This window comes from Pseudomonas sp. Soil_N_39 (genome assembly GCF_057655955.1).
In genome coordinates, this window is sequence record NZ_JBDGLI010000001.1 from 217,031 (window position 1) to 230,176 (window position 13,146).

Sequence of the window (13,146 nt, forward strand, 5' to 3'; positions counted from 1 at the left end):
TGCAGCTGAACCACCGTCATCGCGAGCAAGCTCGGCTCCCACAAGGATTTGTGGCAGTTACAGTTCTGTGAACACCCGCTCCCAGTGTCCAGGGCGGACCCAAATATTGGGTACATCCTCAGAACCAGTGTGGGAGCTGAGCTTGCTCGCGATGGCGGTGGCACATTCAACATCGATGCAGCTGAACCACCGTCATCGCGAGCAAGCTCGGCTCCCACAAGGATTTGTGGCAGTTACAGTTCTGTGAACACCCGCTTCCAGTGTCCAGGGCGGACCCAAATATTGGTACACCTCAGACCGGTGTGGGAGCAGCTTGCTCGCGAAGGCGTCCTTCCTGACGACCTGACTGCATCGGCTCAACGATCAACTTTCAGCGATCAACCAATCCATCTGCCACCCGCCCTGGGTCTGCCCCAGCTTTTTCGACAGCCACGGCAGCAGCTCGCGCAACTCTTCTTCCAGCCCCCACGGCGGATTGGCAATCGCCAGGCCGGAGCCGTTCAGGCTGTTGGGCGTCGCCAGTGGGTGCACCAGCAGCTCCACCCGCAACAGCTTCGGCGCGCCGGTGCCGGACAGGTCCTGGTAGAAGCGGCGCAACATCCGCTGGTCCTTCACCGGGTACCAGATGGCCGCCACCGTCTGACGCATCCGGCCAATGGCCTCCTTGAGCGAGGCGGCGCAGCGCTGCATCTCGTCAAGCTGCTCGAAGGGTGGATCGATCAGCATCAGCGCACGCTTTTCCGCCACCGGCAGCAACGCCCGCGGCACATGCCAGCCCTCACCCAAGTGCACCGCCACGCGACGGTCGCCTTTCATGTTGTCCTTGAGCAACACGCCGTCTTCCGGGTGTTTCTCGTTGAGCAGCACACGGTCCTGCGGTCGAGTCAGGCGCCGCGCCAGTTCCGGCGAGCCCGGGTAGTAGCGCAGTTGCCCGTCCGGGTTCATCTCGTGCAGCACTTTCATGTAGTCGGCAGTCAACGGCGGCAGGTCGCCCTCGCCCCACAACCGCGCAATGCCTTCCAGGTACTCACCGGTACGGTTGGCCTGGTCACCCTGCAAGTCGTACAGCCCGATGCCCGCATGGGTATCGAGGTAGGCGAAGGGCTGTTCCTTGCGCGACATCAACGCGATGAGGCGGGTCAAGGTCAGGTGTTTGAACACGTCGGCGTGATTGCCGGCGTGGAAGGCGTGGCGATAATTCATGGCGGCTCCTGCGAAGGGCGACGAGTTTACCTTGAAGCGCGTCGAACGTCAGGGGTTCGCAGCCCAGCGGACAGGCCACGATCAGCCCAACTCCCGCATCAAGTACGTCTGCAGTGACGCCTTCGGCGCGGCAGCCGGCTTTGATCGCTCAAGAAAGTGAGCAATCTTGCGCCGCAGGATGCGGGGTTCGACCCGCTCGAACAGATCCGGATGCTCTTCGCCCAACCATGTGAGCACGTTATCCACCAGACAGTCCGTCGGCGCCTCGGCCATAGTGTCCAGCAGCGCCACGGGCACTTCCCACCAAGGAAAAATCCGAGCCGGCCGCTGGGCGCTTCCTTTGATCTCAAGGGAGTGACCGTTGATCAGGCAACGACTGATGACCGGTAGGAGTTCCCCGACATCCACCGCCGTCGATTGCAGGATCGACCCCATGAAGCGCCCATCCCAAAAACGCAGGAAAACCGCCTTGCCACCCGGCAACAGCACCTGCGTCAACCCACGTAAATGCTCGGCAAGGGTTTCCTGGCTGGCACACGACACCGCCAACCACCCCCAATCGAGCGAATCGGTGGCCGCTATCCAATCAAGAAACTCACTGTCTGTCCGAACAATCCCTACATAGGGCATGACCGATTCCCACTCGGCGTACGGCGTATCGCCCCAGATCGGCGTGGGTGTCGCGGCCATCGAACGCCGCCAGGCAGACAACGCCCCGGCGCTGCTGGCGTTGCAGAAAATGGCGAACAATTGCTCGGACGCCTGCAACGGATGGTTCTCAAGCCAAGTATGGGGTGTTTGACCGCTGTTCATGGGCGCTCCTGGACGTCGACAGGTTTGTGAAAGGCCGAGGGTACGCAGACACCGTTCCTGCAACGCTCACACTCCTCGCAGAACGGCGCCGCGCCTTGGAAGCTGAGGATCTGCGCCAGGGAAAGCCGAGGCGCCGCCACTGGGACCGATTTCCCGACACTGCCCGACGAACCCGCTGACGCCCCCATCACCGCCATCGGCGCCCCACCGACCTCGATCGGCGCGCTGCTGAAAATCCCGTCGGCGCCAATGTTGATCCAATGGCCACCGGCCTGCAGGGTCACACTGGCGCCAGCCTCCAGGACCACTTGCTGGCCAGCACTGACATGAAACTGCTGGCTGGCGTTCAACATCTGGCTGCTCACGCGAACATGCCGCTCGCCGCTGACCAGCAAATGATCGTCCTGCCGGACTTCAGCCTGGCGCCGACCATGGGTAACGCGCTGCTCATCGGCCTTGAGTTCGTGCCGCGCCGTGCCGGTGACGACAATACTGCGCTCGTGATCGACCTGTACCCGCTGGTCGTGCAGCACATGCTGGGTCCAGTTTCGCTGGGCCCGCAGGTAAATCTCCTCCGCCCCCTTGCGGTCCTCGATGCGCAGTTCGTTATAGCCTTCCCCACCAGGGCTGCTCTGGCTGCGCCAGATACTGCGGGTCTTGTCCGCCGGCAGGTCCAACGGCACCGGGTTGGCGCCGTTGGGCAGGCAACCCACCACCAGGGGCTTGTCCACGTCGCCATCAATGAACCCCACCAGCACTTCCATGCCGACCCGGGGAATCATCACTGCACCGTAGTGATCGTGGGCCCACCCTGCGGCCACTCGCAGCCAGCAACTGGAATGCTCGTCGCGCGTGCCGTCGCGATCCCAGGCCAATTGCACCTTGACCCGTCCAAACTCATCGCAATGGATCTCGCTGTCCACCGGCCCGGTCACCACCGCTGACTGATAACCGTGGGCACGAGGCTTTTCGTGATGCAGGGGCGGCCGAAAGCACACGTCCCAAGGCGTGGCGAGAAAGGTGTTTCTGTAGCCCTGGAATTCATCCGGGCTGGCGGAGGCTGTTTCTTCCAGCACTTGGGGTTGACGGCCATGATGATCGATATGGGTCAGGAGCCAGAGATCGTTCCACGGCTCCCGGGGATGGGCCTCGATGCGCATGAAATGTCCGCTGACGAAAGCACTTGCGTCGCTGCCGCCCTGCGCTACGCGATGATCGGCACCGTGACGCTCAAGAGCACGCCGGGTCAGGTGCTTACCATCGTCACGGTCGCAGAACCCACCCGGGTACCGATAGTCCTCGAGCACAGGGAGCTGCCGATTGTCGAGATGGGTTTGCAATAACAAGCCGGGCTTGCGGAAGTCGTAGTCGCGCAACGTCACGGCCGTGGTGCGGGTCTGGAGTCGCACCGCCAAGCGCTTGATGGCCGGCGCATCGGCAGCCATGCCGCTGTCCGGCAGATACAGCGTCGATTCGGGCAGGCGAGGAAACCCGGTCTGGTCGTCGCCGAACACCAGCAGATGGCCGTCAGGGCGATGCCGAAAGTGGTAGTGGATACCGACTTCGGCGCAGATCCGCTCGATGAACGTCAGGTCGCTCTCGCCGTACTGCACACAGTATTCACGCTCGGGATAGTGCCCACCGAGGGTGAACTGGCAGTCCCCCGCCAGGATCCCGTGCTCCTTCAACACCCAGGCGACGATATCGGGCACGCTCAAGTGCTGGAAAATCCGCTGGTTGATGCGGTGGCGCAAATAAGCCAGGCGCGGCACCAGGCAGACCTGGTAACGGGTCAGGCGTTTGCCCGAATCGCCTTGGGCAACGCTATAGACCTGCCCGTGTATGCCACCTTCCCGGCCATACCGCAGAAATGCCTGGCGATGCAGGAGTGCTTCCAGTTCCAAGTCGCAGCGCTCGCTGACCAGTTCCACGTCAAAGCGATAGGGCTGGCTGATGGTTTCCTTGCCCTTGAACTCAAGCACCTTGAGATCATTCGGCCCGCTGTCGAGCGTCAGGGTGAAACGCGGTAGGTTGGCAGGCGGGAACATCCGATGTGCCTCTGCTGAATGGAGGCGGGCGATTCTGCATGAGCAATAAGGGAAGTGTATTGGAGGTCAGGAAAAACAGATTTGCCCTACAACCAAGAAGCTAAAAGCCGCAAAGCGTGATGCATTTTCCGATAGACATTCGAGACATTGCAGCCATCCGCACCGTCCTACACATCAATCAGCCGTTTCTTGCAACGCGCTCGATCTCACGGCGTTGGTGGGCGTGATAACGTGCCCGGGTCGCAAAAAAGCAAAGGACGCATGACATGACGACACGCTACGCAAAAATCGCAATGACCCTGGCGCTCGCCGCATTCGCCCTCCTGACCGTGTTCAACAACATCACGGACTACCGCTCCAACTTCAATTTCGTCCAGCACGTACTGAGCATGGACACCACCTTTCCCGACAATGCCGCTCGGTATCGCGCCATCGCTCAACCCTGGATGTGGCACGGCGCGTATTGGTTGATCATCCTCGGCGAAGCGCTGACCGCAGGGCTGCTGGGCTACGGCGCGCTGAAACTATGGCAGGTGCGCAAGGCCGAAGCCCAGGTGTTCGCCCGCGCCAAGCGCTGGACCATCGTCGGTTTGACGGTGGGCTTCTTCGTCTGGTTCTTTGGTTTCATGGTGGTCGGCGGCGAATGGTTCCTGATGTGGCAATCAGAGATCTGGAATGGCCAGGACGCTGCGTTCAGGTTCTACATGGCGATTTTGGGCGTATTGATCTTTCTCAATCAGCCTGACACCGAGGTGAAGTGATGCGCGTCCTTTGAAGATCCAGTGTGGGAGCGAGCCTGCTCGCGTATCAGCTTGCCTGGATGCTGAATGTGACACCTCATCGCGAGCAGGCTCGCTCCCACAGGTAACAGGCGCGGTCGATAAATTCGGCGCATAAAAAACGGCCCGTTTCCATTGGAGACGGGCCGTTTTTTATGTTCTTCAAGCGCGCCGTCAAGGCCGCGTTGAAGGCCTTACTGGTTCAGACGAAAATCTTTTTCCGCCGCGTCGAAGCGCTGCAGCATACCCGCGGTAGGCGAGCCCATCTTGCTGACGAAGTAGATGGCCAGGCTGGCGAAGATGAAGCCCGGGATGATTTCGTACAGGCCCAGCAACGCGAAGTGCTTCCAGACGATCACGGTGATTGCACCCACCAGAATGCCGGCGAGCGCGCCATTGCGGGTCATGTTCTTCCAGATCACGGAGATCAGGACAACCGGGCCGAAGGCGGCACCGAAACCGGCCCAGGCGTAGCTCACCAGGCCCAGTACGCGGTTTTCCGGGTTAGCGGCCAGGGCGATGGCCACCAAGGCCACCAGCAGCACCATGGCGCGGCCGACCCAGACCAGCTCCAGCTGGGAAGCGCTCTTGCGCAGGAAGGTCTTGTAGAAGTCTTCGGTCAGGGCACTGGAGCACACCAGCAACTGGCAGCTCAGGGTACTCATGACCGCCGCCAAGATGGCCGACAGCAACACGCCAGCCACCCATGGGTTGAACAGGATCTTCGCCAGCTCGATGAACACCCGCTCAGGGTTCTCGGTCACGGGGCCGGCCACGTCAGGGTGCGCCGAGAAGTAAGCGATGCCGAAGAAGCCCACAGCCACGGTACCGCCCAGGCAGAGGATCATCCAGGCCATGGAGATGCGACGGGCTTTGGCGATCGACTTGACCGAGTCCGCCGCCATGAAGCGCGCCAGGATGTGCGGTTGGCCGAAATAGCCCAGGCCCCAGCCCATCAGCGAGATGATGCCGATGAAGGTGGTGTTTTTCAGCATGTCGAAGGACGTAGGATCTTTCGCTTCAATGGCCAGGAACGTGGTGTCCACACCACCGGTGGCCAGCAGCACGATGATCGGCGTCAGGATCAGCGCGAAGATCATCAGGGTGGCTTGTACGGTGTCGGTCCAGCTCACGGCCAGGAAACCGCCGATGAAGGTGTAGGCGATGGTCGCTGCGGCACCGGCCCACAGCGCGGTCTCGTAGGACATGCCGAAGGTACTTTCGAACAGACGGGCGCCGGCCACGATGCCGGAAGCGCAGTAGATGGTGAAGAACACCAGGATCACCACCGCGGAGATGATCCGCAACAGCCCGCTCTTGTCTTCGAAACGGCTGGAGAAGTAATCCGGCAGCGTCAGGGCGTCACCGTTGTGCTCGGTCTGCACCCGCAGGCGGCCGGCCACGAACAGCCAGTTGAGATAGGCACCGATAACCAGACCGATGGCGATCCAGCTTTCCGACAGGCCAGACATATAGATGGCACCCGGCAAACCCATCAACAACCAGCCGCTCATGTCGGAAGCACCGGCGGACAATGCCGTGACCACGCTGCCCAGGCTGCGACCGCCCAGGATGTAATCAGAAAGGTTATTGGTGGAGCGGTAAGCCATCAGGCCGATCAGGACCATGGCTGCGATGTAGATCACAAAAGTGATCAAGGTGGGATTACTAACACTCATGAGTTACGCCCTGGCTTTGTTTTTATGGTGCGGTGGCAGTTGAAAGCGCCGACAACGCAGACGTTGTAGCGACGATTTGCAGTCCCGCGAATTTATGACTGATGTTTCCCCAGGAAAGCCATCAGCCGATGCCCCTCGGCTTGGAACCGGTTGCACCTTGGCCGTGAATGCTATTCAACAAATCAAATAAGGTGCAACCAGTTTCGTTCGAATAAGTTGCACCTGATCGGTTTTGTCGCATATTCGGCGTTTTTTGCTCCCTTTTAGTGCAGTCCAAAGCGCACCGTTAGAAGCCAAAGCACTATGCCGGTGCAGGAAGGACGGAGCCGAGCAGGCTTCCAGATGAGCTGCCGGTCATTTCACGAAAAAAAGGGTTGCACCCGGTTGCACCTCATTCATCGCGCAGCTAATCTTGCCGCCAGCTGATGCCACGCCATACGTGGTAAACATGAGGATAAAAATATGGCTACCACCACCCTTGGGGTCAAACTCGATGACCCGACCCGCGAACGCCTCAAGGCGGCCGCAACCTCGATTGATCGCACGCCGCACTGGCTGATCAAGCAGGCAATTTTCAATTACCTGGAAAAACTCGAGGGTGGTGCAACCCTGACCGAGCTGAACGGTTCCCCTCGTACTGACAGCGATGATGCTGGCGATGTACAGGTCGACCACGCTCACCAATGCTTCCTCGAATTCGCCGAGAGCATCCTGCCGCAATCGGTCCTGCGCGCCTCCATCACCGCCGCTTACCGTCGCCCTGAGCCGGAAGTGGTGCCGATGCTGATCGAGCAGGCCCGCCTGCCGGCCGAAATGGCCGAAGCCACCAACAAGTTGGCGGCTTCGATTGCGGAAAAACTGCGTAACCAGAAAAGTGCCGGCGGCCGTGCCGGTATCGTTCAGGGCTTGCTGCAGGAATTTTCCCTGTCGTCCCAGGAAGGCGTGGCATTGATGTGCCTGGCGGAGGCGCTGCTGCGCATCCCGGACAAAGGTACCCGCGATGCGCTGATCCGCGACAAGATCAGCACCGGCAACTGGCAACCGCACCTGGGCAACAGCCCGTCGCTGTTCGTCAACGCAGCCACCTGGGGCCTGTTGCTGACGGGCAAGCTGGTCGCAACCCATAACGAAGCAGGCCTGACCTCCTCCCTGAGCCGCATCATCGGCAAGAGCGGCGAGCCGATGATCCGCAAGGGCGTCGACATGGCCATGCGCCTGATGGGCGAACAGTTCGTCACCGGCGAAACCATCGCCGAGGCCCTGGCCAACGCCAGCAAGTTCGAAACCAAGGGTTTCCGTTATTCCTACGACATGCTGGGTGAAGCCGCACTCACCGAACATGATGCCCAGAAGTACCTGGCCTCGTACGAACAAGCCATTCACTCGATCGGCAAAGCGTCCCACGGCCGTGGGATTTATGAAGGCCCGGGCATTTCCATCAAACTCTCGGCCCTGCACCCGCGCTACAGCCGCGCCCAGTACGAGCGCGTCATGGACGAGCTGTACCCGCGCCTGCTGTCGCTGACCTTGCTGGCCAAGCAATACGACATCGGCCTGAACATCGACGCCGAAGAAGCCGACCGCCTCGAACTGTCCCTGGACCTGTTGGAGCGCCTGTGCTTCGAGCCGCAACTGACCGGCTGGAACGGCATCGGCTTCGTGATCCAGGCCTACCAGAAGCGCTGCCCGTATGTGATCGACTACGTCATCGACCTGGCTCGCCGCAGCCGCCACCGCCTGATGATTCGCTTGGTAAAAGGCGCGTACTGGGACAGCGAGATCAAGCGCGCCCAAGTCGAAGGCCTGGAAGGCTATCCGGTCTATACCCGCAAGGTGTACACCGACGTGTCCTACATCGCTTGCGCGCGCAAACTGTTGTCGGTGCCGGAAGTCATCTACCCGCAGTTCGCCACGCACAACGCCCATACCTTGTCGGCCATTTACCACATCGCCGGTCAGAATTATTACCCGGGCCAGTACGAATTCCAGTGCCTGCACGGCATGGGTGAGCCGCTGTACGAACAGGTTGTAGGCAAGGTCTCCGAAGGCAAGTTGAACCGTCCGTGCCGTGTGTACGCCCCGGTCGGCACCCACGAAACCCTGCTGGCCTACCTCGTACGCCGCTTGCTGGAAAACGGCGCGAACACCTCGTTCGTCAACCGCATCGCCGACCAGTCGATTTCCATCCAGGAGCTGGTGGCCGATCCAGTGGCCAGCATCGAGCAGATGGCAACCCTGGAAGGCGGTTTCGGCCTGCCGCACCCGCGCATCCCACTGCCGCGTGACCTGTACGGCAGCGACCGCGCCAACTCCAGCGGCATCGACCTGGCCAACGAGCATCGTCTGGCGTCGCTGTCCTGCGCCCTGCTGGCCACTGCCCATAACGATTGGAAAGCCGTGCCGATGCTCGGTTGCGCTGCCAGCGAAGAAACCCCGGCAGCGGTGCTGAACCCGTCTGATCACCGCGATGTGGTCGGCCATGTGCAGGAAGCCACGGTCGCCGACGTCGACAACGCCATCCAGTGCGCCCTCAACGCCGCACCGATCTGGCAGGCCACGCCGCCAGCCGAGCGCGCCGCGATCCTGGAACGTGCCGCTGACCTGATGGAAGGCGAGATCCAACCGCTGATGGGCCTGCTGGCCCGCGAAGCCGGCAAGACCTTCGCCAACGCCATTGCCGAAGTCCGTGAAGCCGTGGATTTCCTGCGTTACTACGCGGTGCAGGCGCGCAACGATTTCACCAACGACGCCCACCGCCCTCTGGGCCCGGTGGTCTGCATCAGCCCGTGGAACTTCCCGCTGGCGATTTTCAGCGGCCAGGTCGCCGCTGCATTGGCCGCCGGCAACCCGGTTCTGGCCAAGCCCGCCGAGCAGACGCCACTGGTGGCTGCCCAGGCCGTGCGTTTGATGCTTGAGGCAGGCATTCCGGAAGGCGTCCTGCAACTGCTGCCGGGTCGCGGCGAAACCGTCGGCGCCCGCCTGGTGGGTGACGAGCGGGTCAAAGGCGTGATGTTCACCGGCTCCACCGAAGTCGCCCGCCTGCTGCAACGCAACATCGCCGGACGCCTGGACAACCAGGGTCGTCCGATCCCGCTGATCGCCGAAACCGGCGGCCAGAACGCCATGATCGTCGACTCCTCGGCCCTGACCGAACAAGTGGTCATCGACGTAGTGTCCTCGGCCTTCGACAGTGCCGGCCAGCGTTGCTCGGCCCTGCGGGTCCTGTGCCTGCAGGAAGACTCCGCCGACCGCGTCATCGAAATGCTCAAGGGTGCCATGGCCGAATCGCGCCTCGGCAATCCTGAGCGCCTGTCGGTGGACATCGGCCCGGTGATCGACGCCGAAGCCAAGGCCGGCATCGAAAAACACATCCAGGCCATGCGCGACAAAGGTCGCACCGTCTACCAGATGGCGATCGCCGACAGTGACGAGTGCAAGCGCGGCACCTTCGTGATGCCGACCTTGATCGAGCTGGAAAGCTTCGATGAACTGCAGCGCGAGATCTTTGGCCCGGTGCTGCACGTGGTGCGCTACAAGCGCAAGGAACTGGATCAGTTGATCAACCAGATCAACGCTTCCGGCTACGGCCTGACCCTGGGCGTGCACACGCGCATCGACGAGACCATCGCCAAGGTCATCGACAACGTGCATGCCGGCAACGTCTACGTGAACCGCAACATCGTCGGTGCAGTGGTCGGTGTACAACCGTTTGGTGGCGAAGGCCTGTCGGGCACCGGTCCCAAGGCCGGTGGTCCGCTGTACCTGTACCGCCTGCTGTCGACACGCCCTACCGATGCGATCCAGCAATCCTTCGTCCGTGGCGATGCCCTGGCGGCGCCGGACCTGCGTTTGCGCGAAGCCATGGGTAAACCGCTGGCCGCTCTGCAAGCCTGGGCCGACAGCCAGAAGCTCGCCGAGTTGAGCGCCCTGTGCGTGCAGTTCGCCGCCCAGTCGCAAAGCGGTATTACCCGTCTGTTGACCGGTCCGACCGGCGAACGCAACAGTTACGCCATCCTGCCGCGCGAGCACGTGCTGTGCCTGGCCGACGTGGAAGGCGACCTGCTGACGCAACTGGCGGCCGTACTGGCCGTGGGCGGCTCGGCCGTGTGGCCGGAAACCGACACCAGCAAAGCGTTGTTCGCACGCTTGCCGAAGGACATTCAGGCACGTATCCAGCGGGTTTCCGACTGGGCCAAGGACGAAGTGGTGTACGACGCAGTCCTGCACCACGGTGACTCGGATCAACTGCGTAGCGTTTGCCAGCAAGTGGCCAAGCGTGCCGGCGCCATCGTTGGGGTCCATGGCCTGTCCCAGGGCGAAACCAGCGTGGCGCTGGAGCGCCTGGTGATCGAGCGGGCCTTGAGCGTCAACACGGCTGCGGCAGGTGGTAACGCCAGCCTGATGACCATCGGCTAAACCGCTGCAACCAGGCGCCTGCAAGGGGTGCCTGGTCATAGAAATCCCTGTGTGCGAGCTTGGTGGGAGCAAAGCTTGCTCGCGATCCAGGCGCTGCGGTCCTCAAGAGACCGCGGCGCTTTCATCGCGGGCAAGCCTTGCTCCCACAAAGCCCGCTCCCACATTGGATTAGTGTCACCCTAACCTCTGCATCACTGCCATCAATCATCCTGTTCAGCCTCCATTCCCACGCCTAGACTCGGCCCATTCCAAAAAAGGTAGGCCGCCATGTCCGAGACGTTGCTCAGTTCCCGCAATCTGGCTTTCGAGCTGTATGAAGTCCTCGATGCCGAGGGCCTGACCCAGCGCGAGCGGTTTGCCGAACACAATCGCGAAACCTTCGACGCAGCCCTCGGCACGGCCCGCAGTATCGCCGAGAAATTTTTCGCGCCCCATAACCGCAAGAATGATGAAAACGAACCGCGCTACGAGAACGGCCAGGCGATCCTGATTCCCGAGGTCAAGCCGGCGGTGGATGCCTTCCTCGAGGCGGGCTTTCTCAACGCCGCGCGCAGCTTCGAGGCGGGTGGCATGCAACTCCCGACGTTGCTGTCCCAGGCTTGCTTCGCACACTTCCAGTCGGCCAATGCCGCATCGACCTCTTACCCGTTCCTGACCATGGGCGCGGCGAACCTGATCGAAAGCTTCGGCAGCGAGGAGCAAAAGCAACGCTTCCTGCAACCGATGATCGACGGCCGCTTCTTCGGCACCATGGCCCTGACCGAGCCCCATGCAGGTTCTTCACTGTCGGATATTCGTACACGCGCTGAACCGGCTTCCGACGGTACCTATCGACTCAAGGGCAACAAGATCTTCATCTCCGGCGGCGATCACCCGTTGTCGGAAAACATCGTGCACATGGTCTTGGCGAAATTGCCGGACGCCCCACCGGGTGTGAAAGGCATTTCGCTGTTTATCGTGCCCAAGTTCCTGGTCAACGACGATGGCAGCCTCGGCCCGCGTAACGACGTGCTGCTGGCCGGGCTGTTCCACAAGATGGGCTGGCGCGGCACCACGTCGACCGCGCTGAACTTCGGCGACAACGGCGAATGTGTCGGTTACCTCGTAGGAAAACCGCACCACGGCCTGAGCTACATGTTCCAGATGATGAACGAGGCGCGGATCGGCGTCGGCATGGGCGCGGTGATGCTGGGTTACGCCGGCTACCTGTATTCCCTTGAGTACGCTCGCGAACGCCCACAGGGCCGAGTGCCCGACAGCAAGGACCCGACCACCGCCCCCGTGGCGATCATCCAGCACGCCGACGTGCGCCGCATGCTGTTGACCCAGAAGGCCTACGTCGAGGGTTCGTTTGACCTGGGCTTGTACGCGGCCCGGCTGTTCGATGACACCACCACCCTGGACAGCGAAGCCGAGCGTCGGCGCGCCCATGAACTGCTGGACCTGCTGACCCCCATCGTCAAATCCTGGCCCTCGGAGTTCTGCCTGAAAGCCAACGAGCTGGCGATCCAGATTCTCGGCGGCCACGGCTACACCCGCGAATACCCGGTGGAACAGTATTACCGCGACAACCGCCTCAACCCGATCCATGAAGGCACCCACGGCATCCAGTCCCTGGACCTGCTGGGGCGCAAGCTGGCGCAGAACGGTGGTGCCGGGCTCAAGCAATTGATCCGTCTGGTGGCCGACACCACTGAACGGTCCCAGGCTCACCCCTCATTGACGCCGTTGCGTCAGCCGCTGGAAGCGTTGGTGGCACGCCTGCAAACCGTCACCCTCGGCCTGCTGACGGACCTGGCCCAAGGCAAAGTCAACAGCAGCCTCGCCAACTCCGCACTGTACCTGAAGGTGTTCGGGCACATGGTGATTGGCTGGCGCTGGCTGGAACAGGCGATTCGGGCCGAGGAAGGCCTGGCCAAGGGCAATGCCGCGGACAGCGACTTCTATAACGGCAAGCTGCAAGCGGCGCGCTACTTCCTGACCTGGGAAGTGCCGGGGTGTCACCATGAGCTAGAGCTGCTCGAAGCGCGGGATGATACGTGTTCGGGGATGCGGGATGAGTGGTTCTGAGCCGGGTCTTGCAGCGGGGCTGAAAACCAATCGCGAGCAAGCTCGCTCCCACAGGGGGGGGCAAGTGGACACAATATTTGCGTTCACCACCAATCCATTGTGGGAGCGAGCTTGCTCGCGATAGCGGTATGTCAGTTG

Annotated in this window: 7 protein-coding genes; 3 read left to right on the forward strand and 4 right to left on the reverse strand. The window is 61.7% G+C overall.

The features are described from left to right. Window positions 1–363 precede the first annotated feature (363 nt). The 3 genes from AC3A5O_RS00870 to AC3A5O_RS00880 all read right to left on the reverse strand — a co-directional run bounded on the left by AC3A5O_RS00870 (window position 364) and on the right by AC3A5O_RS00880 (window position 4,064). Window positions 364–1,203 (reverse strand): 23S rRNA (adenine(2030)-N(6))-methyltransferase RlmJ, encoded by an 840-nt coding sequence (locus AC3A5O_RS00870; RefSeq protein WP_305469413.1) that lies wholly within the window; start codon window positions 1,201–1,203, stop codon window positions 364–366. An 81-nt stretch (window positions 1,204–1,284) separates the two neighbouring features. Further along, window positions 1,285–2,016, reverse strand: a complete 732-nt coding sequence (locus AC3A5O_RS00875; protein WP_305469411.1) for a DUF4123 domain-containing protein — start codon at window positions 2,014–2,016, stop codon at window positions 1,285–1,287. Then, window positions 2,013–4,064, reverse strand: a complete 2,052-nt coding sequence (locus tag AC3A5O_RS00880) for a type VI secretion system Vgr family protein (RefSeq protein WP_487752755.1) — start codon at window positions 4,062–4,064, stop codon at window positions 2,013–2,015. Before AC3A5O_RS00880 ends, AC3A5O_RS00875 begins: the two co-directional genes overlap by 4 nt. A gap of 266 nt (window positions 4,065–4,330) precedes the next feature. Here AC3A5O_RS00880 and AC3A5O_RS00885 point away from each other — a divergent pair, with 266 nt between their 5' ends. Further along, window positions 4,331–4,825: a DUF2165 family protein gene (locus AC3A5O_RS00885; protein ID WP_305469408.1), complete on the forward strand. Its 495-nt coding sequence runs from the start codon at window positions 4,331–4,333 to the stop codon at window positions 4,823–4,825. Window positions 4,826–5,037: 212 nt separating this feature from the next. On the opposite strand, the gene putP is transcribed toward AC3A5O_RS00885, so the two are convergent. Next, entirely contained in the window at window positions 5,038–6,522 is a 1,485-nt protein-coding gene (gene putP / locus AC3A5O_RS00890; protein ID WP_122565359.1) for a sodium/proline symporter PutP, read from the reverse strand. 462 nt (window positions 6,523–6,984) lie between these two features. Between putP and putA the strand changes: the two genes are divergently transcribed. Together putA and AC3A5O_RS00900 are read left to right on the forward strand one after the other, a co-directional pair. After that, complete coding sequence (gene putA / locus AC3A5O_RS00895; protein ID WP_487752756.1) at window positions 6,985–10,938, forward strand: trifunctional transcriptional regulator/proline dehydrogenase/L-glutamate gamma-semialdehyde dehydrogenase; 3,954 nt, start codon at window positions 6,985–6,987, stop codon at window positions 10,936–10,938. 267 nt (window positions 10,939–11,205) lie between these two features. Then, a complete protein-coding gene (locus tag AC3A5O_RS00900; RefSeq protein ID WP_122565357.1) occupies window positions 11,206–13,008 on the forward strand; it encodes an acyl-CoA dehydrogenase in 1,803 nt (600 codons plus the stop codon). Window positions 13,009–13,146 lie beyond the last annotated feature (138 nt).

What these genes read in the sequence shown, in the direction of transcription:
- AC3A5O_RS00900 (WP_122565357.1), top strand. Translation starts at nt 11,206, where the DNA reads ATGTCCGAGACGTTGCTCAGTTCCCGCAATCTGGCTTTCGAGCTGTAT.
- putA (WP_487752756.1), top strand. Translation starts at nt 6,985, where the DNA reads ATGGCTACCACCACCCTTGGGGTCAAACTCGATGACCCGACCCGCGAA.
- AC3A5O_RS00870 (WP_305469413.1), bottom strand. Translation starts at nt 1,203, where the DNA reads ATGAATTATCGCCACGCCTTCCACGCCGGCAATCACGCCGACGTGTTC.
- AC3A5O_RS00885 (WP_305469408.1), top strand. Translation starts at nt 4,331, where the DNA reads ATGACGACACGCTACGCAAAAATCGCAATGACCCTGGCGCTCGCCGCA.
- AC3A5O_RS00875 (WP_305469411.1), bottom strand. Translation starts at nt 2,016, where the DNA reads ATGAACAGCGGTCAAACACCCCATACTTGGCTTGAGAACCATCCGTTG.
- putP (WP_122565359.1), bottom strand. Translation starts at nt 6,522, where the DNA reads ATGAGTGTTAGTAATCCCACCTTGATCACTTTTGTGATCTACATCGCA.
- AC3A5O_RS00880 (WP_487752755.1), bottom strand. Translation starts at nt 4,064, where the DNA reads ATGTTCCCGCCTGCCAACCTACCGCGTTTCACCCTGACGCTCGACAGC.